Origin of the sequence: Massilia pseudoviolaceinigra (assembly GCF_030846505.1) — a bacterium.
GTDB classification, from domain to species: Bacteria; Pseudomonadota; Gammaproteobacteria; order Burkholderiales; family Burkholderiaceae_D; genus Telluria_A; species Telluria_A violaceinigra.
Genome location: NZ_JAVCWL010000019.1, coordinates 140,439 through 163,415, shown reverse-complemented (window position 1 = coordinate 163,415; position 22,977 = coordinate 140,439). Strand labels below are relative to the sequence as shown.

23 protein-coding genes are annotated in these 22,977 nt (G+C 64.7%); 13 read left to right on the top strand and 10 right to left on the bottom strand.

Annotated features, from left to right (window positions below; genetic code table 11):
- Nucleotides 1-225: 225 nt before the first annotated feature.
- The 4 genes from RBA40_RS19595 to RBA40_RS19580 are packed head-to-tail and all read right to left on the bottom strand — an operon-like array spanning nucleotide 226 to nucleotide 4,761.
- Nucleotides 226-2,832, bottom strand: a complete 2,607-nt coding sequence (locus tag RBA40_RS19595; protein WP_306649438.1) for a hypothetical protein — start codon at nucleotides 2,830-2,832, stop codon at nucleotides 226-228.
- A gap of 24 nt (nucleotides 2,833-2,856) precedes the next feature.
- Entirely contained in the window at nucleotides 2,857-3,702 is an 846-nt protein-coding gene (locus RBA40_RS19590; RefSeq protein WP_306649437.1) for a fimbrial biogenesis chaperone, read from the bottom strand.
- A 26-nt stretch (nucleotides 3,703-3,728) separates the two neighbouring features.
- Nucleotides 3,729-4,223: a DUF4402 domain-containing protein gene (locus RBA40_RS19585; RefSeq protein ID WP_306649436.1), complete on the bottom strand. Its 495-nt coding sequence runs from the start codon at nucleotides 4,221-4,223 to the stop codon at nucleotides 3,729-3,731.
- Entirely contained in the window at nucleotides 4,210-4,761 is a 552-nt protein-coding gene (locus tag RBA40_RS19580; RefSeq protein WP_306649435.1) for a DUF4402 domain-containing protein, read from the bottom strand. The genes RBA40_RS19585 and RBA40_RS19580 overlap by 14 nt, the downstream gene beginning before the upstream one ends.
- A gap of 375 nt (nucleotides 4,762-5,136) precedes the next feature.
- Between RBA40_RS19580 and RBA40_RS19575 the strand changes: the two genes are divergently transcribed.
- The 8 genes from RBA40_RS19575 (at nucleotide 5,137) to RBA40_RS19540 (ending at nucleotide 11,718) form a co-directional block, all read left to right on the top strand.
- Complete coding sequence (locus RBA40_RS19575; protein WP_306649434.1) at nucleotides 5,137-6,399, top strand: histidine kinase; 1,263 nt, start codon at nucleotides 5,137-5,139, stop codon at nucleotides 6,397-6,399.
- Nucleotides 6,392-7,162, top strand: a complete 771-nt coding sequence (locus tag RBA40_RS19570) for a LytR/AlgR family response regulator transcription factor (RefSeq protein WP_306649433.1) — start codon at nucleotides 6,392-6,394, stop codon at nucleotides 7,160-7,162. The genes RBA40_RS19575 and RBA40_RS19570 overlap by 8 nt, the downstream gene beginning before the upstream one ends.
- A gap of 134 nt (nucleotides 7,163-7,296) precedes the next feature.
- Nucleotides 7,297-7,785, top strand: a complete 489-nt coding sequence (locus RBA40_RS19565; RefSeq protein WP_306649432.1) for a hypothetical protein — start codon at nucleotides 7,297-7,299, stop codon at nucleotides 7,783-7,785.
- A gap of 99 nt (nucleotides 7,786-7,884) precedes the next feature.
- A complete protein-coding gene (locus RBA40_RS19560; RefSeq protein WP_306649431.1) occupies nucleotides 7,885-9,183 on the top strand; it encodes an NAD(P)/FAD-dependent oxidoreductase in 1,299 nt (432 codons plus the stop codon).
- A 282-nt stretch (nucleotides 9,184-9,465) separates the two neighbouring features.
- Entirely contained in the window at nucleotides 9,466-9,894 is a 429-nt protein-coding gene (locus RBA40_RS19555) for a PEP-CTERM sorting domain-containing protein (protein WP_306649430.1), read from the top strand.
- A 120-nt stretch (nucleotides 9,895-10,014) separates the two neighbouring features.
- Nucleotides 10,015-10,224 carry a hypothetical protein gene (locus RBA40_RS19550; protein ID WP_374710520.1) on the top strand — a complete coding sequence of 70 codons (210 nt, stop codon included), beginning with the start codon at nucleotides 10,015-10,017 and terminating at the stop codon, nucleotides 10,222-10,224.
- 111 nt (nucleotides 10,225-10,335) lie between these two features.
- Entirely contained in the window at nucleotides 10,336-10,914 is a 579-nt protein-coding gene (locus RBA40_RS19545; protein ID WP_306649429.1) for a PEP-CTERM sorting domain-containing protein, read from the top strand.
- Between the two features lie 207 nt (nucleotides 10,915-11,121).
- Complete coding sequence (locus tag RBA40_RS19540) at nucleotides 11,122-11,718, top strand: PEP-CTERM sorting domain-containing protein (protein WP_306649428.1); 597 nt, start codon at nucleotides 11,122-11,124, stop codon at nucleotides 11,716-11,718.
- A 70-nt stretch (nucleotides 11,719-11,788) separates the two neighbouring features.
- On the opposite strand, the gene RBA40_RS19535 is transcribed toward RBA40_RS19540, so the two are convergent.
- Nucleotides 11,789-12,016 (bottom strand): hypothetical protein, encoded by a 228-nt coding sequence (locus RBA40_RS19535; protein ID WP_306649427.1) that lies wholly within the window; start codon nucleotides 12,014-12,016, stop codon nucleotides 11,789-11,791.
- 64 nt (nucleotides 12,017-12,080) lie between these two features.
- On the opposite strand from RBA40_RS19535, the gene RBA40_RS19530 reads away from it, so the two are divergent.
- From RBA40_RS19530 to RBA40_RS19520, 3 genes are all read left to right on the top strand, one after another.
- On the top strand, nucleotides 12,081-12,209 hold the full coding sequence (locus RBA40_RS19530; RefSeq protein WP_306649426.1) for a hypothetical protein: 129 nt from the start codon (nucleotides 12,081-12,083) through the stop codon (nucleotides 12,207-12,209).
- Between the two features lie 31 nt (nucleotides 12,210-12,240).
- Nucleotides 12,241-12,669, top strand: coding sequence for a PEP-CTERM sorting domain-containing protein (locus RBA40_RS19525; protein WP_306649425.1), 429 nt, complete (start codon nucleotides 12,241-12,243; stop codon nucleotides 12,667-12,669).
- A gap of 206 nt (nucleotides 12,670-12,875) precedes the next feature.
- A complete protein-coding gene (locus RBA40_RS19520; RefSeq protein WP_306649424.1) occupies nucleotides 12,876-13,466 on the top strand; it encodes a PEP-CTERM sorting domain-containing protein in 591 nt (196 codons plus the stop codon).
- A gap of 415 nt (nucleotides 13,467-13,881) precedes the next feature.
- Here the strand turns inward: RBA40_RS19520 and RBA40_RS19515 are convergent, their stop codons facing one another.
- Complete coding sequence (locus RBA40_RS19515) at nucleotides 13,882-14,616, bottom strand: sensor histidine kinase (RefSeq protein ID WP_306649423.1); 735 nt, start codon at nucleotides 14,614-14,616, stop codon at nucleotides 13,882-13,884.
- Nucleotides 14,617-14,782: 166 nt separating this feature from the next.
- Here RBA40_RS19515 and RBA40_RS19510 point away from each other — a divergent pair, with 166 nt between their 5' ends.
- Complete coding sequence (locus tag RBA40_RS19510) at nucleotides 14,783-15,241, top strand: hemerythrin domain-containing protein (RefSeq protein ID WP_306649422.1); 459 nt, start codon at nucleotides 14,783-14,785, stop codon at nucleotides 15,239-15,241.
- A gap of 27 nt (nucleotides 15,242-15,268) precedes the next feature.
- Here RBA40_RS19510 and RBA40_RS19505 read toward each other — a convergent pair whose 3' ends face one another.
- The gene (locus RBA40_RS19505; RefSeq protein WP_306649421.1) at nucleotides 15,269-16,888 is read right to left on the bottom strand and encodes a response regulator; all 1,620 of its coding nucleotides are present in this window, start codon (nucleotides 16,886-16,888) and stop codon (nucleotides 15,269-15,271) included.
- A gap of 327 nt (nucleotides 16,889-17,215) precedes the next feature.
- Here RBA40_RS19505 and RBA40_RS19500 point away from each other — a divergent pair, with 327 nt between their 5' ends.
- On the top strand, nucleotides 17,216-17,626 hold the full coding sequence (locus RBA40_RS19500) for a hypothetical protein (protein WP_099879986.1): 411 nt from the start codon (nucleotides 17,216-17,218) through the stop codon (nucleotides 17,624-17,626).
- A gap of 87 nt (nucleotides 17,627-17,713) precedes the next feature.
- On the opposite strand, the gene RBA40_RS19495 is transcribed toward RBA40_RS19500, so the two are convergent.
- From RBA40_RS19495 to RBA40_RS19485, 3 genes are all read right to left on the bottom strand, one after another.
- Nucleotides 17,714-18,694 carry a GGDEF domain-containing response regulator gene (locus tag RBA40_RS19495; RefSeq protein ID WP_306649420.1) on the bottom strand — a complete coding sequence of 327 codons (981 nt, stop codon included), beginning with the start codon at nucleotides 18,692-18,694 and terminating at the stop codon, nucleotides 17,714-17,716.
- Nucleotides 18,695-18,829: 135 nt separating this feature from the next.
- A complete protein-coding gene (locus RBA40_RS19490; protein ID WP_306649419.1) occupies nucleotides 18,830-21,820 on the bottom strand; it encodes a hybrid sensor histidine kinase/response regulator in 2,991 nt (996 codons plus the stop codon).
- Complete coding sequence (locus tag RBA40_RS19485) at nucleotides 21,817-22,881, bottom strand: uroporphyrinogen decarboxylase/cobalamine-independent methonine synthase family protein (RefSeq protein ID WP_306649418.1); 1,065 nt, start codon at nucleotides 22,879-22,881, stop codon at nucleotides 21,817-21,819. The genes RBA40_RS19490 and RBA40_RS19485 overlap by 4 nt, the downstream gene beginning before the upstream one ends.
- Nucleotides 22,882-22,977 lie beyond the last annotated feature (96 nt).

Below are 22,977 nucleotides of genomic sequence, written 5' to 3'. Positions count from 1 at the left end.
TGACTCGAAACATTGTTAAATCTGGCGAGGCTGGCCTGACCGAGGCCGGCTTGTGCGCCATCGCCCGTCCGCCTGGCGGACATCGGGAGCGCTGGTTCGTCAGAAGGAAACAGCCGGATTGATATTGTTTTGCGCGTTTTTTGTTAAATGTTGCTAATTAAAGCTCTGACCCCGGTTTGGGGGAGAGGAAATGTTTCGAGCCGGAGGTCTGACCCCGGTTGAGCATTATTTGGTGACGTGGAAGTCTTTGCCGTTGACGATGCTGCCGGCGGCGTCGATGGTGATCAGGTGCATGCCGCTGTCTTGCAGCCCAAGCCTGGCCAGTTGGGCCGGGGCAAGGCGCAGCAGGTAGTCGCCCGGCGCCACGCCGCCCAGCACGTAGTAGCCGTCGGCCGTGCTGGTGGTCTTGCCGACGATCGTGCCGCGCCGGTCGAGCAGTTCGAGCTCGAAGTCGCCCATCCCGCGCTTGCCTCCCGTACCCATCAGATAGGTGGTGCCGTCGATTTCGCCGGTGATGCCGATCGCGATTTCCAGCCGGGTGACCTTGCCCGGGCGCGGCACCAGCCGCCGCCCCGGTTCGCGCGCCTGCCATTGCGGGTCTTCCAAGGTGGCGGGATCGACCGCGATGGCGACGTGCTGGTGCGCCGGCAGGCGGTTGAGGTAGACCACGCCGTCGGCGCCGCTGCGCGCCAGGTGGGTGCCGCCATTGACGGCGAAGCCGGCTCCCTTGATCGGCTCGTCGTCGCCGTCCATCACGCCATTGCGGTTCTTGTCGAGGAAGACGCGCACCGACGCCGCGCCGGTGGCCGCCATCGGCACGGCGTCGTGCAGCCAGCGCCCGCTCCTCGGTTCCTGGCCGATCGCCATGAACAGCTGCACTCCGCCGCCGTAGTCGCCGCGGCTGGTGTAGAACGCGTTCAGGCCGACGCCGACGCTGCCGACGCCTTTGTTGAGGGATGCGCCCCAGCGCAGTTCCCGGTCGGCGAAGGTGCGGGTGACGGCGGCGTTGAGGAGGTAGCCGTCGCCGACGAATTTGTCGGCCGCCAGCGCCAGCGCCGAGACGGCGGCGTCGGGCACGATCGCCACTTGCAGCTGCCCGCTCACGCCAATGCCGGCCACGCGCCGGCTCGCTTGCACGCTGCCGTCGGCGCGGCGCACGCCGTCCACTTCGCGCCACAGCGCGCCGGCGCTGACCGCCGTGCCTTGGCGGTAGGCCGACAGGCGCGCGCCGGCTTCGTGCCGGGTGGCGCCGGACGCCACCCGCTCGCGCCGCACCTGCAGCGACAGCGGCATGGGCACGGGGCCGCCGCCGGGCAGCAGCCCGTCCAGGCGCAGTTCGTCGCGCCTGCGCAGCGGGTCGGCTCCCGGCAAAAACAGTTCGCTGACAAAGCCGTCCAGGCGCGCATGGCTGGCGCCCAACGCCATGCCGCCGATCCGGGTCTTGAGGCCGATGCGGGCCAGCTTGCCGCCGTCGTTTGCGCGCGCCAGGGCGGCGTCGACCAGCAGTGCGCGCCAGTAGCCGTGCAGGCCGAGGTTGGCGTAGCGCTTGTCCTGGCCGTCCAGCGCCAGGCGTACCACGCCGCCGCTGGCGCTGAGCTGGGACGCCAGGCCCACTTCGGCCTGGATCAGCGCACGCGCGCCGCCGTGCTGGTCGCCCTGGAGGCTGGCGCTGTAGGCGACGGCGCCCGGGGCCAGCACGGCCTGGTCGATCAGGAAGCTGTGGCGCTCAATCCGCAATTGCCCCAGCGGGCCGTGGAACACCAGGCGGAATTCGTTGCTGCCGTAGATCAGCGGCTGGTCGTCGAAGCGGTAGCGGCCATCGGGGCGCGCCTGCTGGAAGCCGATCAGCGCGTCGTTGAAGTACAGCTCCACATCCCAGCCGGGCGGCAGATCGCCCTGCAGCGTATGGCGGTCGGTGCGCGCCGGCTGGCCGAGCGCGCGGTTGGAGACGGCGACGCCGGTGCCGTTGGTGCTGGCCAGCGCGATGTCGCCCACGCCCGGCGCAAGCACGCTGCCGATTTGCAGGGCGCGCGCGCGCAGGGGACCGAGCAGGCCGGCGTCCGGATCGTTGCGGGCCAGGGTCAGGCGCCCGGTGGCACCGCCGGCGGCCTTGCCGGCGTTGAGGTAGAGCGCGGCCTCCATGCCCGCCAGGTCGGCCGTGAGGTAGGCGGTGTAGTCGAGCGTGGTGCCGCGGCGGCGCGCGTCGAGGGCCACGGTCTGGTCGATGAAGGGCATGCCGGCCAGCGCGTAGGGGGTGTCGAGGCGGGCGTAGACGGGCGCCGGGCCGCCGTCATGGTGCTGCGCCGTGCCGCCGCGCGACTGGCGTTCCAGGCGCGCCTGCAGCGGCAGTTTTTCGCGCGCACGCACGCGCAGCACCAGGCTGGCCATGTCGATGTCGAGGTCGACCGGCAGCCATCGGGCCAGCAGGCGGCTGGCGACGTACAGGTCGTCAGCCTGGCGTTTTACCCGCGCCGGATCGAACGTGGCGCGCCGCTCGCCTTCGATCACGAGGCGCTGCGCCAGGTCGAGCCGGAAGCCGCGCTGTTCGTCGAGGATGTAGCCGCTGGCCAGGCCCTCGGCCGGCTCGGTGCGGATCGCAATGGTGAGCATGCGCGCCAGTTCGCCGAGCGGCAGGTAGACGTCGTCGCCATGCTGGTAGGCGCCCAGCGCGTCGGACACCAGATGCTCGCCGAGCCGCACTTCGAGCACCAGGTCGGGCCCGTCGGCGGCGCCCGCGCGCGCGGGCGCCGGTAGTGCCAGCACGGGCAGCAATAGCAGCAACAACAGCATGCAGCGCTGGCAGGTGCGCCGACGCAGGCGGTGGGGGCGCATGGCGACGCGCTCGGCCGCATCCGGTCAGGGCAGGGCGAGCGTGGCTTCGGCCAGTACGGCGCCGCCGGCTTCGGCGCGCTCGCGAAAGCGCAGGTGCAGGGTGCCGCGCGCCAGCGTCACGCCGGGCGGCATGGTCAAATTCAGGCTGGCGCGGCGCATGGGGTTGGGGGTGTAGATGGCCACGCCGGCGGCCTTGGCCAGCACGTGCTCGGAACCGCCCTGCGGCACGAAGGTGGCGCTGACGTCGCCGTACACCGAGCTGTCGCCGCTGCGCGCGATCTGGAACGATAGCTGCGCACCCTTGGCGCCGCGCTGCACGTCGAGCGCGCTCAGGGTCACGCTGGCACCCTCGGTCTGGTGCCGCACGATGACGGGAATCGAGGCGCCGATCAGGGTGTTGAGGACCACTCCGATCTGCTGCGCGTTGGCTGCTTGCGTTTCCACGCTGCTGGCGGCGCCGGTGTCGGCCAGTTTTTCGAAGTGCAGGTGCGAGCGGTATTCGCCGGCGGCCAGGGTGGCCGGTTTGCGCAGCATGACGCGCACCACTTGCGCGGTGCCGGGCAGCAGGGTGACCTGGCGCGGCGAGAAGCTGAGCATCGTATCGGCGAAGCGGTCGTCCGGTCCGGCCGTGTCGGCGCCGGTGAATTCGCCGTTCTCCGTCATGCGCCGGTTGACCAGGCTGATACGGTAGGTGGCGGGCGTGCTGTCGCTGTTGATCAGTTCGACCTGGGCGGCGCGCTGGTTCTTGACGAACACCACGCGGGTCGGATTGAGCATCAGGCCGGCCAGCGCCTGCAGGGGCAGGGCGGCCATCAGGACGGCTGCCGCGAGCAGGCGCCAGGCGCGCGTGAAGGAGAAGGTGGAGAGCATGATGGGCCTCGCAGGATGATGATCGGCTATTGATATTCGATGGTGATGTTGAAGTTGCCGCTGTAGTTGCCGCGTCTCTGGCCCGCCGCCACCTGCAGCGTGGCGCCGACCGCGAGCACCTGGGTGCCGCCGGAGAGCACGCCGGCGCCGGCCGGGGAGCTGACGAAATTGGTCAGGGTCATGCTTGAGGCGCCGTTGCTGATGCTGGCGCTGGCCGGCAGGCTGACGATGTAGACCAGGTTGGCATTGGCCGGCTTTTTGTCGCTGATGGTGAACCTGGCCGGCGCGCCCGCCGACGTGAGCAGCACCACGCCGCCGCCGGACGATCTTGCCCCGGTTGTGCCGACGCTGACGAAGCCGGTGGAAACGGCGGCGAAGCGGCCGAAGGCGAGGTCGCCGGCGGCTACCGCCTTCAGCTGGGCGCGCGCCGGCGTGGCTGCCAGCAGGCAGGCAACCACGCCGAGCGTGCCGCTGCGCCGCAGCAAGCGGCGGCAGCGCAAACGCGCGTCAGTTGTATTCAACGGTGGCGATGACGTTGCCGGCATAGGTGCCAGGAGCCTGGTTGGCGGCCACGGTCAGGGTGCCGCCCACATACAGCGACTGGGTGCCGCCGGCGGACAGGGTGCCGGTGGACACATCGCCGGAGGTGGCGTTGGCGCCGGTCAGGTCGCTGAATTTGGCCAGCGCCATCGTTTCGCCGCCGCCACCGGTGTTGGTCAGTACCGCCGTGCCCGAATGGGTGATGGCGTAGGTGCTGCCCGGCTCGCCCGTGATGTCGAACTTGGCCGCCGAGGTGGCCGCCGCGCCCATCGCCACCACGCCGCTGACGGCGCGCACGCCGCTGGTGCTGACGGTGATGGTGCCGCCGGCCGCGGCGGCAAAGGTGCCGAACGCCAGGTTGGTGCCGACCACGATGGCGATCGGGGTGACCACGGTGCCGCCGGCGGTGGCCGTCGCTTGCGCGGCGTACGCTGGCGCGCCCAGGCCCAGGCCGGCGGCGATGACGGCGAGTACGGCCAGGGTCGACAGGGTGCGCTGCTGCTTGATCGTTGTGTTCATTCCAGCTCCTTAGTTTCTTCGGTTGGGGTTTTTCTTTGCAGAAGCTCTTTCTGCAAGGGAATAGTACCTGCGATTTTTCATGGAAAAACAGCGCCCGCAGCGCCTTGGAGCAAAGCTTGATATGGATCTAAAGCGCTGTGCCGATTGGCTTGCCGATGTTGCGCAATTGCCGCGCGGTGGTGGCGCGGGTGGCACAGATAGGGCGGCTTGAGACAAGCTTGTCGGGTGTGCTATCTTGCGTTCCGCAAACACTGGCAAATGGAGACGCAAAGCGGGCGTTCGTCGGCGCCGGCGCGGTTTCGTCGGATTCGGTCCCGCCCGCCAGGGAGTGCTTGCTATAGTCGTTTCACCCCTCCCTGACTGGAATTGCTGATCATGACGAGTTTCTTTTTTATCTTCCGCGTGACCCTGGCGTGGACCATCGCCAATACGATATTGGCGATCACGGTGGGGCAAACGCTGCTGCACGACCGCGACAGCGGCGGCGCCCTGGTGCTGCTGGTGCTGGGCGCGGCAGGGTTTGCCGCGGTGACCGCGTTTTCGCATGTGCGGCGGGTGCGCCTGCTCACCGGCGAGGTCAATCCCGGCACCCTGGCCAGCCGCCAGCGGCGCCAGATCGAAGTGCCGTTCGAGGCCGGCGAGACGTTCGACATCATCGATGCCGCCATCCGCGAATTGCCCGGCGCCGAGCAGGTCGACAGCGCGCGCGACAGCCTGCAGGTGCGCGCCAAGATCCGTTATCTGCATCCTTACCGCGGCGGCTTGCTGTTTCAGATGACCGGCCACACCGGGCCGAGCGGCAACCAGGTCATCGTCACCGTCACGCCGAATGGCGATGCCGGCAGCGTGACCCTGATCTGCGAACCGGAACGCTGGGCCTGGACCGACTGGTTCCTGCTCGACGCCGGCGCCAACCTCGAAAATGCGGACGCCATCGGCCGCGCCGTGGCGCGCCGGGTGGCCGAGCGGCGCCGCAGCGAGCAGGCGGCGGCGATCCAGACGGCGACCGAGAAGGAGCTGACCGTCGCCAAGCTTTCCTTGCTGCATGCGCAGGTCGAACCGCATTTTCTCTACAACACCCTGGCCAATGCGCAATTGCTGACCCGCAGCGATCCGGCGCGCGCCGACGAGATGCTGGGTAACCTGATCACCTACCTGCGCAACTCGCTGCCGCGCACCGACGATGCGCTCGCGACCCTGGGTCATGAACTCGAGCGCGTGCGCGCCTATCTCGACATCCTGGCCATCCGCATGGGGCCGCGCCTGCGCCTGCAGGTCGAGGTGGCGGCGCAATTGCACGGGGCGCCGTTTCCCGCCATGATGCTGCAGACCCTGGTCGAAAACGCCATCAAGCACGGGCTGGAGCCGAAACCGGGCGGCGGCACGGTGTGGATCATCGCGCGCGTGCACGACGGCGCGCTGGCGCTGACGGTGGCCGACGATGGACGCGGCTTTTCGGCCGAAGGGGGCGGCACCGGGATCGGCCTGCGCAATGTGCGCGAGCGGCTGCGCCTGGCGTACGGCAGCGGCGCGGGCTTTACCATCGTGTCGAACTATCCGTGCGGGGTGGCGGCGACGATCAGCGTGCCGTATCGCGCCGCAGGCACGGCACTGGTGGAGGAGAAGCTGCATGGTTGATTGCGTCATTGCCGAAGATGAGCCGCTGCTGCGCGATGCGCTGGTGCAGCTGCTCGCCAGCGCCTGGGCGGAGTTGCGCATCGTGGCCGCCTGCGACGATGGCGGCAGCGCGCTCGAAGCGATTGCCGCGCACCAGCCGCAGGTGGCATTCCTCGACATCCGCATGCCCGGGCTGAGCGGGCTGGACGTGGCCGCCGCGCTGGCCGAGGTCAGCCCGGCCACGCAAGTGGTGTTCGTGACCGCCTACGACCAGTATGCGATCGATGCGTTCGAGCGCGGTGCGGTCGATTACCTGCTCAAGCCGGTGGCGCCGGCGCGCCTGGCCGCCACGGTGCAGCGGGTGAAGGCGCGCCTGGCCAGCGGCACCCCGGACGCCGGCATGCTGGCGGCCCTGCTGCGCCAGCTGGGGCGCGAGCTGCCGCAGCCGGCCCGGCCGGAACCGCTGGTGTGGCTGACCGCCAGCGCGGGAACGGAAACGCGCTTGATCATGGTCGAGGATGTCGCGTATTTTCAGGCCGACAGCAAGTACACGGTGGTGATGACGGCCCAGGGCGAGTCGCTGCTGCGCAAACCCATCCGCGAACTGCTCGAGGTGCTCGATCCGGCCATGTTCCGCCAGATTCACCGCTCGACCATCGTCAACCTCAAGGCGATCGCTTCGGTGGCGCGCGACGACACCGGACGCGGGGTGCTGCGCCTGCGCACCCGGCCCGAGACGCTGGCCGTGAGCCAGCCGTTCATGGCCTTGTTCCGCGCCATGTGAGCCAGGCTGTGTGCGTTTGCGTACCGACCTGGCTGTTGCTTTTGTTAAACTTATGGATGTGAGCAGCAAGGCGCGTGGCGCCGGCGGCTGACGGCGCGCCTGCCGGGCGCGTTGACTTTCTTTGCGAGGCAACCATGAAAAGCGTGATCATCGCCGCCGTCCTGCTGGGCGCGAGCCTGTCCGGGCAGGCCCAGACCAATGTCAGCATCCATATCGGACAACCGGCGTACTACGGACGCATCGAGCTGGGCGACTTCGGCCGCCCGCCCGTGGTCTATACGCAGCCGGTGCTGGTCGAACGGCATGTGCGCGTGGCGCCGGAGCCGATGTATCTGCGGGTGCCGCCTGGGCACATGAAAAAATGGAGCAAGCATTGCGCGCGCTACGACGCGTGCGGGCGCCAGGTGTATTTCGTGCGCGACGACTGGTACACCAATACCTATGCGCCGCGTTACCGCGAGATGCGCGGCGGCGGGCGTGACAAGCACCATGGACGCGACCGCGAAGACGGGCGCGATCGTCACGACCGCAAGGACCGCGATCATGACAAGGAGCGCGGCCATGGAAAAGGTCATGGCAACGGACATGGCCATGGCAATGGTCACGGGCGCGATAAAAACTGACGCTTGCCAAGCGGCGCGCCAGTGCCCGCCTGTACAGCGTGGGCGCAATTTCCCGGATCGCAGTAGACTGGCGTTGTCAAATAATTCAGGGAGATACTCTTGCGCGGCGAAATTGTGATTGTCGGTGGTGGGGCTGGCGGCTTGGAACTGGCCAGCAAACTGGGCCGCAAGCTGGGCCCGTCCAAGGTGTTTCTCGTCGATAGTCGCTTGTCGCACATCTGGAAACCGTCGCTGCATGAAGTCGCCGCCGGCACCCTCGATATCCACCAGGAAGGCTTGTCCTACCAGATGCTGGCCCACGATAACGGCTTCAGCTTCGTCTACGGCGCCCTGACCGGACTCGATGCCGCGGCACGGCGCCTGACCATCGGCCCCATCCGCACGCCCCAGGACGAGGAGGTCTTGCCCGAGCGCACGCTCGAGTTCGGCTCGCTGGTGATTGCCGTCGGCAGCACCTCCAATTATTTCGGCGTGCCGGGCGCCAAGGAATACACGATTTCCCTGAACGCGACCGAAGACGCCGAACGCTTCCGCCTGCAACTGCTCAAACTGCTGGCCCGGGCCGATGCGCGCAAGGCAGTCGAGCCGGCGGCCGGGGTCGATATTGTCATCATCGGCGGCGGCGCCACCGGCGTCGAACTGGCGGCCGAGCTGCGCGAAGCGAGCGCGGTGTACACCACCTACGGTTTTCAGCACCTCAAACCGCAGCAGGACGTGCGCATCACCTTGCTCGAAGGCGCGCCGCGCATCCTCGCGCCGCTGCCGGAAAGGGTGTCGAACGCGGCCCTCAAGCTGCTGCACGAACGCGGCATCAAGGTGGTCAACGAGTGCCGCGTGACGAGCATCGCGCCCGACCAGGTCAGCGACAAGAACGGCAATGTGTACCCGTCCGACCTGTGCGTGTGGGCGGCCGGCATCCGCGCGCCGGAATTCCTGGCCACGCTCGGCTTGCCGCTGGCGAAGGGCGGCCAGATCGACGTCGACGGCTACTTGCGCGTCAAGGATGCGCCCGGTATCTACGCCATGGGCGATTGCGCCGCCTGCGTCGATGCCGAGGGCAAGCTGGTGCCGCCGCGCGCCCAGGCCGCGCACCAGCAGGCCGACTATCTGATCGCGACTTTCCTGCGCCAGCAGGCCGGCAAGGCGCCGCAAACGAAGCCCTACGAGTACAAGGATTACGGCTCGCTGGTGTCGTTCGGCCAGACCACCACCGTGGGCAGTCTGATGGGCTCGCTCAAGGGCTTGAGCTGGTTCGTCGAAGGCTTTTTTGCGCGCATGATGTACGTGAGCCTGCACCTGATGCATCACGCAGCCGTGCTCGGTCATGTGCGGACCGGCGTGCTGGCGCTGGCGCGCTTCCTGATCAAGCGCAGCACGCCTCAGGTCAAGCTGCACTGAAGGTCAAGCCTTTTTTCTTAGCCTGTTTGTACCTTCCTGAAAGTGCCTTTTTGTTATTGTTGAAATCTTATTTCATTGATACGATGACAACACTGTTAAATAGCTTAAATGGAAGCTACAACGGTGATGAAGAAACTGATATGCGCTTTGGGTTTGATCGGGTGTGCGATGTCGAGCCAGGCCGCGGTGCAGGGCTTCGACTGGACGTAGACGGGATTTCTGCCTTCCTACGCTACCGAAACGCGTCGCGCGCCACAGTATGGCACCTTCGATCCGAACCAGGTGCTCCAGGGGCGCTTCTACGCGGAGGACCTCGATCACAACGGGATTTTTTCCGGTACTGAAGTGAGCTCCTTTACCATTGACGGTGAGTCCTTCATGAACTGCACAGGCGTTCGCCAATGTATGCTTCGCAATTTTTCGTTCACACCCGGTTCGCCGTTGAAGTTCGACGCCTACGATTCGGCGGAATACGGGGTTTGGGGCGACGGGTGGTTCAACACGAGCCGTACGTTCATCCCTGGCCGCTACTTCCCTACCATTTACGAAAACGATTGGTCGTCGTCCGGTGGCGCGGTCTATAGCCATCACTTTACGCCCGAGACCAAATTTGCCATCAGCGCGGTTCCGGAACCGCAAACCTGGCTGATGCTGGGCGCCGGCATTGCGCTGCCCGGTGCGGCGAAACGCCGCCGCTCGCGCAACAAATAACGGGTAATGGCATCCCTGCGAGTTCATTTCTGCCAACGGTAGAAAGCGCTCCTCCTGTGCCAACAGCCTGACAAGACACCGCAAAGCAAACCGTACGAGCACAAGGATGACGGCTCGCTGGTGTCGCCCGGCCAGACCACCACCATCGGCAGTCTGATGGGTTCGCTAAAAGGCTTGAGCTGGTTCGTCGAAGGCTTCTTTGCGCGCAGGATGCACGTGAGCCTGCACCTGATGCATCACGCGGCCGTGCCCGGTCATGTGCGGACCGGCGTGCTGGCGCTGGCGCGCTTCCTGATCAAGCGCAGCACGCCGCAAGTCAAATTGCACTGAAGCGTTGCTGCATGACCCCCTCCGTCATATTGCGAAAAAAGCCATGGCGCCACCATTATTTTGTTGATATGCTTGTAATTTTGTTAAATCGTTGAAAATAAAGGGATGCAAATGATCAAGAAAATGATGTGTGGACTTGCGCTGATGGGATGCGCGCTGTCGAGCCAGGCCGAGGTACAGGGTTTCGACTGGTCGTATACCGGCTTCTTGCCATCGTATTCGTCGTCGTCCAATCCTCAGCCCGAGTATGGCCAATTCGATCCCACGCTCGTGCTCAAGGGCCGATTCTTCGCCGACGACCGCGATAAGAATGGCGTTTTTTCGGTCGCGGAACTTACTTCCTTTACCATTGACGGTGAATCGTTCATGGACTGCAGGGGTGATCGCACATGTTTCGTCGACAATTTTTCGTTCACCCCTGGTGGCGCGTTGACCTTTTCGGCCTTCGACACCGTTGACTACCGGCACGACAACGGCGTACGAATCATCACCACGCGCGGTTTCCGGACAGCTAGAGGCTTCTACACCTACCGCGAAAGCGGGTCGGGCGCGGACGGGTACTCCCATGACATCACCGAGCAGACCAGGTTTGCCATCAGTGCCGTTCCGGAACCGCAAACCTGGCTGATGCTCGGTGCCGGCATTGCGTTGCTCGGTGCGGTAAAACGCCGCCGCTCGCGCAAGGTCTGACGGGGTCTTGCCGGGCCAGCATTACCGGCAGCGTCCGCCGTTGCCGTGCAAGGTCGCGGCACGATGTCGTTGCGCCCATGCCTCACGGAAAGCGGCACTAAAGCCGCGACGGCAGCGCGTGTCGCTGTTAAAAAAGCACCATTGCACCCTTTTCTTTAATTGATATAATTGCAACTTTGTAAAATAACGTTAGAAAGAAGGATGAAAATGGTGAAGAAACTGATGTGCGGGCTGGCGTTGATGGGGTGTGCGATGTCGAGCCAGGCCGCGGTGCAGGGATTCGACTGGACGTTTTCGGGGTTTACGCCTCACTGGTCCAGTGAGATGACTCCCTGGGGAGAAGATGGCCACTTTGATCCGAGCACCACGTTCACTGGGCGCTTCTTTGCCGAGGATCTCGACAAGAACGGCAGTTTTTCACTGTCGGAAGTGACGTTGTTTTCGATCGGCGGGCAATCCAAGCTGGACTGCAAAGCTCCAGAACGCTGTGGATTGACCACGTTTTCGTATACCCCCGGTTCGGTATTGAATTTTGACGCCTATGACGTCTCTGAATATGGGCAATGGGGCAGCGGGTGGTCGCGATATACGAATTCGTACCGCACCGGATCCGAATTCTATTCCGTGACCGAAAACGATTGGTCGATGTCGGGGGCGCGTTCGTACAGCTATGTGTTCAAACCCGAGACCAAGTTTGCCATCAGTGCCATCAGCGCCGTTCCGGAGCCGCAAACCTGGCTGATGATGGGTGCGGGCCTTGCGCTGCTCGGCGCGGCAAAGCGGCGCCGCTCGCGCAAGGCGTGACCGGGTAGTTGCGTTCCTGGGCAGGTCAACGGACCTGCCGGGCGCCGGGCACGTTTCGGGCCGGGCGGCGTCATGGCCGTGCCACGTGGCTGGCCGGCATGGGCAACAGCGCCCCGCTCCAATCGCGGGCGCGCTCGCGCAGCAGGTGCAGGCCGTGGCGGCCGGACGGTGCGCCCGGTTCTTCGCCAGGCCCTACGTCCTTCTCGCGCAATGTCGGCGTGATGCCGTCCCCGCCACCGCCCCAGCTAACGCCGCCCTGAAGCGCTGTGGCATGGGCGACTGCCACATGAAAAGCCATTGCAGCCATCTTGCTTTATTGATACGCTTGTAATTTTGCAAATCAATCATAACGAGGGATGCAAATGATCAAGAAACTGATGTGTGGGCTGGCACTGATGGGATGCGCGCTGTCGAGCCATGCCGAGGTGCAGGGCTTCGCCTGGGCGTACACCGGATTTTTACCGTCGTGGGGGGTCGCAGAACCATCCTGAACCCAAGTATGGCGAATTCAATCCCAACCACGTGCTCAACGGGCGTTTCTTCGCCGAAGACCGCGATCTGAATGGCGTGTTTTCTTCCGAGGAAGTTACCTCCTTTACCATTTACGGCCAATCGTTCACGAACTGCACCAGTGTGCGCCAGTGTGGGGTGAGCAATTTTTCGTTCACGCCGGGTGGCGCGTTGACCTTTTCCGCCTACGACTCCGTCGAGTCCGGCAAATGGCGTGAAGGCTGGTCGCGTACGACGCGCGGATTCGAGGCAGGCCGGCGCTTCTATACTTCCTACGAAAACGACTGGTCGGTCGGGAGCGTGCACGACTATGAAGTCACCGCCCAGACCAGGTTTGCCATCAGCGCCGTTCCGGAACCGCAAACCTGGCTCATGATGGGCGCGGGCATTGCGCTGCTCGGCGCGGCCAAACGCCGCTCGCGCCGCTCGCGCAAGGCGTAGTACAACAAGTCGGGCCTGGCACCGGCATCATGGCGGCGCCAGGCGGCGCGAAGCGCGCCTGCGCGCAACCGTCCTGTGCCAACAGGTGGGGAAAGGCGTGGCTCATCCACCGCGCACATTGTTGCAATGTTACAAAAAAAGCCATTACAGCCTGTTCTTTTATTGCTACGATTTCTATTTTGTAAATTAACCGCAAAGGGATGGAAATGATAAAGAAAATGATGTGTGGTTTGGCACTGATGGGGTGCGCCCTGTCGAGTCACGCCCAAGTGCAGGGATTCGACTGGTCCTACTCGGGATTTGTGCCGGTTTTCTCTACCGCGAGTAGTCCTCAGCCACAGTATGGCCCTTTCGATCCGAACTACGTGCTCAAGGGACGCTTTTACGCCGAGGATCGGGATCACAACGGAACTTTTTCCGGCTCTGAACTGATCTCCTTTACCATTTACGGTAACTCCTTCTTGAACTGCACAGGCTCGGTCCGCTGTGGAATGAGCGACTTTTCGTATACGCCCGGTTCCGTGTTGAATTTCGACACCTATAGTGTGACTCAAACCGGGCAATGGGGCACCGGATGGTGGGAACAGACGGTGCATTCGTACCGCGCTAACGATTCGTTCTATTCCGTGTACGAAACCGATTGGAATCCGAACGGAGGATCCGTCTACAGGCATAACTTTACGCCCGAGACCAAGTTTGCCATCAGCGCTGTTCCGGAACCGCAAACCTGGCTGATGCTGGGCGCCGGCATTGCGCTGCTCGGCGCGGCCAAACGCCGCCGCTCCCGTAACGCGTAATCGAGCAGACGCCGCAACAAAGATCCCGTTTACACGTCAATCCCCATCATTTCTGTTAGTGGCGGACAGTCAGTTCTGCCAGTGGGGGAAATGACAGGTCCCAAGCCAAGGGTCGTACCCGCTCACGTGGATATGTCGGCGCGCCGTGGCCGTGTTGTGCTTCTTCCCGCACCCTCACGTCTGCCGGCTCGCCGCCGTTCCGGAACCGCAAACCTGGCTGAGGCCGGGCGCCGGCATTGCCTTGCTGGGTGCGGCGAAACGTCGCCGCTCGCGCAAGGCGTAACAGGGGCATCCCCCGCAAAAAGGACGCATTTGAACATCGGTTCCCCATCAATTCTGCCAGTGCCAGAATTGACACTCATCGACTCATCGACTCATCGAATCATCGAATCATCGAATCATCGACTCAACGATATCATCCGCTGACCGCCGTCTGCGGGACTGGCGCCTTGGGCAGGGTCAGGGTCATGACCGTGCCGCGCTGCTGGGCCGGCATCACCGATAGCGCTCCGCCCAAATAGGCGGCCCGCTCGCGCAGCAGGCGCAGTCCGTGGCAGCCGGACGACTCGCCCGAGCGACCGCCCAGTCCCACGCCATTGTCGCGCACCGTGAGCATGATCTCGTCGCCGCCATCGTCAAGAATGACATCGATTTCGGTCGCGCCAGCATGCGCGGCAATATTGCGCAAGCCTTCTTCCAAGGCGCGCAGCAGGGCCACGCCATGCTCGCGCGCATAGGTTTCATCGTCGTCGGGCAGGCTGCAGCGCGCCACCACGTGGTGCTCCTTGCCGAAATCGCTGACCAGCTCGGCGATGGCCGATTTAATTCCAAGAAACTCCAGCTTATCGTTCCACAGCGACAACTGCATGTCGCGGTTGGTGTTGATGATGGTCATCAGGAGCTGCTTCATCTGGGCGCTGCGGTCCTGCAGCGCTTTTTCCTTGGGCAGTTGCTGGGTCAGCAGGGCCAGGTGCATGGTCAGGGCCGTCATCGATGAGCCCAGGCTGTCGTGCAGCTTGCGCGCCAGCAGGCGTCGTTCGTCGTCCCAGCAAGTCGTCAGGTGGCCGAGCAGTTCGGTCAGGTCGGCACTGCGCTGGTCAGGCTGGCGGTCCGGTCCGGTGTCGGTCTGGGGGGAGGGCGGTAGGGTCATGCTGGGCTCTAAGAATGTTTCCCAAATCATACAACAGCTTGCGCGCGCTTGTCGCGGCGTCGCGCGGGCCCGCACGGTGAAGTGCCGCACATACGGGGCCCGGCTTTTTAGACAATCTGGCGCTTCGGTTGTCTGCCACTTTTTTCATCAGATGAGGGAGTTTTCCATGAACACGACAAAGAAGGATGCCATCGCGATGCTGACCGAGGATCATCGCGAGGTGGAAGAATTGTTCAGGCAGTACGAGGCACTGGGCGAGGACGACAATGACCGCAAGAAAAAGATTGCCGACCAGGTTTGCACCGCGCTGACCCTGCACGCCACGATCGAGGAAGAGATTTTCTATCCGGCCGTGCGCGAGGCCAGCGGCGACAATGAGGAACTGGTCGACGAGGCCGTCGTCGAGCATGCCAGTGCGAAGGACCTGATCGCGCAGCTGCAGGAAATGGACCCGGAGGATGAGCTGTACGACGCCAAGGTGAAGGTGTTGTCGGAACAGATCGCGCACCACGTCCAGGAAGAGGAGAAGGAAATGTTTCCGAAGGCGAAGAAAAACAAGCTGGACCTGACGGCCCTGGCCGAGGAAATGGCGCTGCGCGAGGATGAGGTGGCGGCAACCATGTAGGGCTGCCGCCGCGCGCCTGGCCGGAATTTAATCGGCCGCAGTGGCCGCGCACTGGCCGATGGCGTCGAGCAGGTGGGCGATGTCGACCGGCTTGACGAGGTGCTTGTCGAAGCCCGCTTCGAGCACGCGCCGCTGGTCGTCGGCCAGGCCGTAGCCGGTCAGCGCGATCAGCTTGATGTGGCGGGTGTCGCTGCCCTGGCGCAGGCGGCGTGCCACTTCATAGCCATCGATGCCGGGCAGGCCGATGTCGACCAGCGCGACGTCGGGCAGGAAGCTGCGCGCCATTTGCACGCCCTGCACGCCGTCGGCCGCATGGCGCACCTGGTAGCCGTAGGCGCCGAGCATGGTGGCCATCATTTCGCGGCCGTCGTCGTTGTCTTCGATCAGCAGGATGGCGGGCTTGCTGTCAAGCGGCAAGGCGGCCGGGGCCGGACTAGCGCTTGGCGCCACGGGAGCCGCGCGCGGCAGGCGGATGACGAAGGTGGAGCCGGCGCTGGCGCCCTCGCTGTGGGCTGAAACCTTGCCGCCGTGCAGCTCGACCAGGCGCCGCACCAGGGCCAGGCCGATGCCCAGGCCGCCTTGCGCGCGGTCGAGCGTGATGCTGCCCTGTACGAAGACGTCGAACACATGGGGCAGCAGTTCGGCCGAAATGCCCACGCCCGTATCGCGCACTTCGAGCACGATCTCGTTGCCACTGTCGGTCACCGCAATGTCGATGGTACCGCCGGGCGGGGTGTACTTGAGGGCGTTGTCGATCAGGTTGGTGGCGATCTGTTCGAGGCGGGTCGGGTCGCCGTCGACCCAGCCTGGTTTCATGTCGACATTGACCAGGTAATTACCGGTGCGGCCGGTGGCCTTGAACGTTTCCAGGCAGGCGGAGACGAGGGCGGAGACGTCCAGGGTTTGCTTGTCGAGCAAGATCTTGCCGGACATGGCACGCGACAGGTCGAGCAGGTCGTCGACGATGCGCGAGAGGTGCTGGCTCTGGCGCTGGATGATCTGCTTGGCGCGGCCGACGGTGTCGGCGGGCGCGCCCGGCAGGCCGATCAGCGAGGCGGCGCTGCTGATGGCGCTCAGCGGGTTGCGCAGTTCGTGCCCGAGCATGGCCAGGAATTCATCCTTGGCATGGCTTTTCGCTTCGGCCGCCTGGCGCTCTTCCATCTCGCGGGTGAGGCGCTTGTTGGTGGCGGTCAGCTCGGTGGTGCGCTGGCTCAGCTTGTGCGTCTGGCGCTTGAGTTCCTCGTTCTTGGTGGCCAGCGCCACGAACACCTGGACCTTGGCGTGCAGGATCTGCGGGATGACCGGCGTGAACAGGAAATCGGCGGCGCCGCGCTGGTAGGCTTTCAGGCGGTCGATTTCGTCGGCCAGGAAGGCGGTGACGAAGATGATCGGAATGTCGGCCGAGCGCGCGCGCTGATGGATGGCTTCGGCCGTTTCAAAGCCATCCATGCCGGGCATGTTGACGTCGAGAAGGATCACGGCGAAGTCATGCAGGAGGACCTGGCGCAAGGCTTCCTGGCCCGAGCGGGCCGACAGGACGGAATAGCCCGATTCGTCGGCCCACTGGTCCAGCAGACTGGTCAATGCAAGCAGGCTGGCCGGGTCATCGTTAACGACGAGAATCTTCGGTTTTTCTATTGTTGTCACGTCATTCCTGCGCTGCGGTGGTGGTTGAAGCACGTCTGGAGCATTACTGCCGACAGGATAGCAGAACCGGAAATTTGCCCCTGGTAATAGCGAACGCGGCTGTCTTGAGGGGGCGGCGTTCATCATATCAATCGGGTAATCCAATGTCAAAAAGCAAGTGGATAGGTGGCATTCAGAATACAAGGTACGCTAACGCACATACTTGTGGGGGGGCGTATGCGATAGTGACATCAGGACAACCGCTGCCGAATGGCAAGGCCGTACGGCACGGCCATACGACACGGTTCATCGCCACCATCGTGGCGTGGCACATTGAAAGGGTAAGCCATGAATATCAACACCATCGTCGACGCCGAATTTACCGGCAAATGCTTCCGTGACCTGCGCAACGCGCCGCTTTCGGCCATGCGTGGCCTGAGCACCAAGGACGCCAAGGCACTGCACGAAGCCTTTAATATCACCACCATCGGCGATCTGGCGAACCTCAAGTTCGTCAAGTGGGCCAGCGCGATCAACGTGCTGGCCGACGAAGAGTGCGATACCGATGAACAGACGGCCAAGGAAACCTTGCTCGACGATGCAGTCGAGATGACGTTCCCGGCCAGCGATCCGATCTCGGTCGATGCGGGCATCACGCGCATTGAAGTGCCACCTGATATGGTCAACGCCAGCACCGATCACCAGCATGCGAAGTCGATCGAGGCCAGTACCAAGCAGGCGGGCAAGGGCGCCAAGTAAACAGGGGCATACCCGTATAGGCATAACCGTCGTTCCCGCTGGCGCGGGAACGACGGTTTTTCGTTTACTGGAGAGAAGTAAGCGCGGTTAACGCCGCGGCGCCACGACCAGCGCATCCTGCGCCAGCGGTGCGGCCGGTGTGGCCGAGGTTGCGCAGAAGCGGTTTTTGCCGCCGCGCTTGGCCTCGTACAGCGCGTAATCGGCAATGCTGATCAGCGCTTCCACCGTCTCGGCATCGTCCAGATAGATGCTGATGCCGATACTGGTCGACAGGCGCAAGGTCAGGTCGTTGATGAAAAACGGTTCGGACACGGCCTCGACCAGCTTGGCCGCCGGCCCGTGCGCATCGGCCAGGCCCGACACTTCTCCCAGCACCACCATGAATTCGTCGCCACCCAGGCGCGCCACGGTATCTTCCTTGCGCGAGGACGCCACCAGGCGCTGCGCCACAATCTTGAGCACCTCGTCGCCGTAGGAATGGCCATAGGTATCGTTGATCGCCTTGAAGCCATCGAGGTCGAGATACATGATCGCGGCCTTGTGGTGATTCCGGTTGGCGTGCTGCAACGTGGTTTCGATGCGGTCTTCCAGCAGGCGCCGGTTCGGCAGCCCGGTCAGCGGATCGTGCAGCGCCAGCTCTTGCTGGGCGCGGCTGTACTGCGCCAGCTCCTTGTACAGCAGGCGCACTTCCAGCATGTTATGGATGCGCTTGTGTACTTCGAGCAGGTCGAACGGTTTGCTGATGAAGTCGCGCGCGCCGGCTTCGAGCGCGGCGATCTTGAAACTCGGCTGGGCCGTGAGCGCCAGCACCGGCAGATAGCCACCCTGTTCAATTTCCTTCAGGCCCTTCATGACCTGGAAGCCGTTCATGCCGGGCATTTGCAGGTCGAGCAGGATCAGGTCGTAGCAGTGCTGGCGGTGCAGCGGGCAGACTTGTTCCGGGAGCATGGTCGAGCTGACGCAGTTGTAGCCTTCTTCGCGCAATATCTCTTCCATCAGTTCGATATTGTCTGACGAATCATCGACGACGAGGATTTTTGCGTTCAGTATGTCTTCTCGGCTTGGCATGCGTTGTCTCGGTCAAGGCGGAGGGGCGTGCGGCAAAGAGCGCACGCGCGATTTTAATGTGTTGCTAGTGTAACAGTGTATCGAACATTTCTTGTAGGACAGCGCCGCGTGCGGCGGTAGGAATCCCATTGTATGTCAGCGCGGCCGGCTCTCCCCCATCGATGCCACGGTAGCGATCAGCTCGCTAGGCTCGACCGGTTTGGCGATATGCGCCATGAATCCCGCTTCCAGCGCGCGCAGGCGGTCTTCGGAGCGCGCAAAGGCTGTCAGCGCCACCGCCGGCACGTCGCCGCCGCCCGCATGGCCGAGCGCGCGCACCTGCGCCAGCAGCTCGAAACCGTCCACGTCCGGCATGCCCAGGTCGCTCACCAGCACGTCCGGCGGCGCAGTCCTGAACTCGGCCAGGGCATCGGCCGCGCTGGCCGCCGTACGCACGGTGGCGTTGCAATCGGACAATATACGCCGGATCAGGTCGCGCGCGTCCGGTTCGTCGTCCACCACCAGCACGTTCAGGTGCGACAGGTCGCGCAGCAGGATCTCGGGGGTCAGCGGTGCCATCTGCAGGGAAGGGGGGCGGCCGGCGCGCGAAGCCTGGCTCTGGCGGTTGGCCGCCGGCAGCTCGATCGTGAACGTGGCGCCATGGCCTTCGCCAGGGCTGTCGGCGCGCACCGTGCCGCCGTGCTGCTCGATCAGGTGCTTGACGATCGACAGTCCCAGCCCCAGTCCGCCGTGCTTGCGCGTGGTGGAGGCGTCACCCTGGCGGAAGCGTTCGAACACGTGGGCCATGAATTCGGGCTTGATGCCGACCCCGGTATCGTTGACGGCGATCTCGACATGGCCGTCGACGTTGCGCAGGGCAATGCAGACCATGCCGTCGCGCGCGGTGAACTTGATGGCGTTCGACAGCAGGTTCCAGATCACCTGCTGCAAGCGGGCCGGGTCGCCGGCGATCATGCCCACGCCCGGAGCGTAGAATTTCTCGATGCGGATGTTCTTGGCGTCGGCGGCCGGACGCACCGTCTCGATGGCGGCGTCGATGAAGCCGGCCGGCGCGACGGTCTGCATGTCGAGCAGCACCTTGCCGGACGTGATGCGGCTCATGTCGAGCAAGTCTTCGATCAGCTGGGCCTGGGCGCGCGCATTGCGCTCGATGGTTTGCAGGCCGCGCTGCAGGTCGGCCTGGTCGCGGCTGCCGCGGCGCAGCACCTGGGCCCAGCCCAGGATGGCCGAGAGCGGCGTGCGCAATTCGTGCGACAAGGTGGCCAGGAATTCATCCTTCATCTGGCTGGTACGTTCGGCTTCGGCGCGCGCCGAGCGTTCGCTTTCCAGCAGCACCTTGCGCTCTTCGGCCGCGTGCTGGGCCGCTTCGTACAGGCGCGTGTTGTCGATCGCCACGGCGGCCTGGGCCGCTATGCCGCCCACGATGCGCTCGGTGCGTTCGCTGAAGATGCCCGTTTCCGGGTGGCTGAAGAACAGGCTGCCCAGCACTTCGCCCGAGCGCGCGATGACCGGCACCGCCAGGTAGCTGCGCACGCCGATCTGGTCATCGGGCGCGGCGCCGTGCGCGTGCAGCGGCGCGTAGCGCGGGTCGGCGCCGATGTCGTCCGAGCGCAGCACGCTGACGCTGCGCAAATTCGGCCCGAACAGCGCACTGGTGCGCAGCTCGCCATCGGTCTCGAACTCGGGCGGGGCGACCCCGGCCACGGTGTGCAGGGTGAACAGGTCGCCGTCGCCGTCCTTGCCATGGTAAAAGAAGGCGCCGAAGCGGGCGCCGCTGATGCCGGTGGCGGCGTCGGTCACGGTTTGCAGCAGCGAGCGCAGGTCGCGCTGGGAAGCGAGGGCGCTGCCGGTGCTGTTGAGCAGTTCGAGCACGTTCGATTCGTCGCGCAGGGCTTGCTGCACGCGCTTGACCTGGTCGACGTCGGTATTGGTGCCGAACCATCGCACCACGTGGCCGAGCCGGTCGCGCACGGCGTTCACGCGGGTGAGGAACCAGCGGTATTGGCCGTCGGCGCCGCGGATCGGAAATTCCATTTCGAACGGGTTGCCGGTGCGGATCGATTCATGCCAGCGCACCAGCATTTGCGGCAAGACGTCCGGGTCGTGCGTCGATTGCCAGCCCCAGCCGACCATCTGGTCGGGCGTGGTGCCGGTGTACTCGTACCAGCGCTTGTTGAACCAGACGATGGCGCCGTCGGCCTGGGCCATCCAGGCCAGCTGGGGAATCGAATTGGCCAGCGCGCGCAGCACTTCCTCGCTCTCGCGCAGGGTGTCTTCGGCGCTTTTGCGGGTGCTGATGTCCTGCACCACGCCGGTCATGCCGAGCACGGCGCCGTCGCGGTCGTAATCGGCGCGGCCGACCACGCCGATCCAGCACTGGTCGCCATCGGGCCGGTCGACCCGGCACTCGATGTTCAGGTCGGTGTGCTGGGCGAACGCCTGCAGGAATTCGGTGCGCGCCATGTCCTTGTCGCCGTCGTGCAGGCGCTCGCGCAGGCTGCCCCAGGGCAGCGGGGTCTCCGCCGGCAGGCCGAAAATTTCGGCCGCGCGCGCCCCCAGGGTCACGCGGTCGGCGCCGGCGTCCCAGCGCCAGTCGCCCAGGCGCCCGGCCGAAAGCGCCACCTGGAGGCGGCTGCTGCCGTCGAGCAGGGCTTGTTCATCGGCCTTGCGCTTGCTGATGTCCTGGAAGTAGACGGTCAGGCCGCCGTCGGACGGGTAGGCGCGCAGGTCGAACCAGCTGCCCAGGCTGGGATAAAAGAATTCGAAACTGGTCGTTTGCTGCGAATCCATGGCGCCCCGGAACTGTTCTTCCATGGCACTGGTGCGCAGTTCGGGAAATTCATCCCAAATGACGCGGCCGAGCAAGGCTTCGCGGGTTTTGCCGCGCGCCGACAGCAGTTGCAGCGCGCGCGCGTTGATGTAGGTGATGCGCCAGCCGCGGTCGACGGCGCAAAAGCCATCGGTCAGGCTTTCAAGCATGTTTTCCATGCGCGTGTTGGCGTGGCGCAAGGCATCCTTGGTTTCCATCAGCTCCTGCTGGGCGCGCTGGCGCGCCGCCAGCACGCTGTTGGCGTTGCGCAGGGCCACCGCGCGCATCAGTTCTGTTTCGTCGTGTTCTTCGCTCACGCACGCTCCCGCAGAATGGCGCTGGCCAGCGCGGTGCCGGCCACGCGCGCGGCGATCTTGGCAAAGGCGGTGTCGCGGCTGGTCGAGCGGTCGTCGCAGAACGGCGAAAAGCCGCAGTCGTCGGTGCTGCCGAGCTGGGCTGGGGCGATGAACTGGGCCGCATGCAAGATCCGGTCGCGCACCAGTTCCGGCGTTTCGATGAGCGGATCGATGGGGTCGATCACGCCGACGAACACGCGCTGTGCGGGCTTGAGATGCTTGGCGATGATCTTCAGTACGCGGGCCGGGTCCGGTTCGCTCGCGAGGGCGATATAGAAATTGCCGACCTGCAGTTCAAACAGGCTGGGCAGAAGCTCGGCATAGTCGACATCGAGGCTGTGGGTCGAATCGCGGTCGGCGCCGGGGCAGGTATGCACGCCGATCAGCGCGCGTTCGGCGCTGGAAAAGCGGTTCAGGGCCAGATTGTTCAGGTCGATGAAGCTCGACAGCAGCTCGCCGCTGGGGTCGAGCTTGACGGCCAGCCGGCCTTCGGTGAAGTCGACCTGCACCTTGTACGCGCCCAGCGCCAGGCAGCGCCGGAGTTCAGTTTCGTGCTCGCCCAGCAGGTCGTCGATGAACTGGTCGCGCGAGTAGCCGGGCAAGCCTTCGGGCGGGTACATGAGCGACAGGGCCGAGGGCGAAATGACGGCCTGCTTGACCGCCACCGTGGCATAGCGCTGCGCCACGGCCAGGTAGCTGTCGGCGTAGCGTTCGTAGTGGAACGGAGCGCGCATCAGGCGCGGCATGCGGCGCATGTGGCCGTCCGCGAACGGAATCTGGAAACCGTCCGGCGCGGTATTGTGCGAGCCGTGCACGCAGTAGGTCAGGAAGTTATGGTACTTGCGCTGCTCGCCATCGCTGATGACGGTCGAGCCGGTCGCTTCCATGCGGGCGACGGTATCGCGCACGGCGTCCTCGTACAGCGCGTCGAGCTCGCTCTCGCTCAGATTGCCATTTTCGACCGCATCGATCAGGGCGGGCGGGCGCGGAATGCTGCCGATTGGCTCGGTGGGAATCATCATCTGGATTTGGGCAATCGTGAAGGAATGGGCGGGGACAGCCCCGCGACGTCTCCTGCGCACTACTGCGGCGGGCGGCGCGACGACGATTCTAGCCGA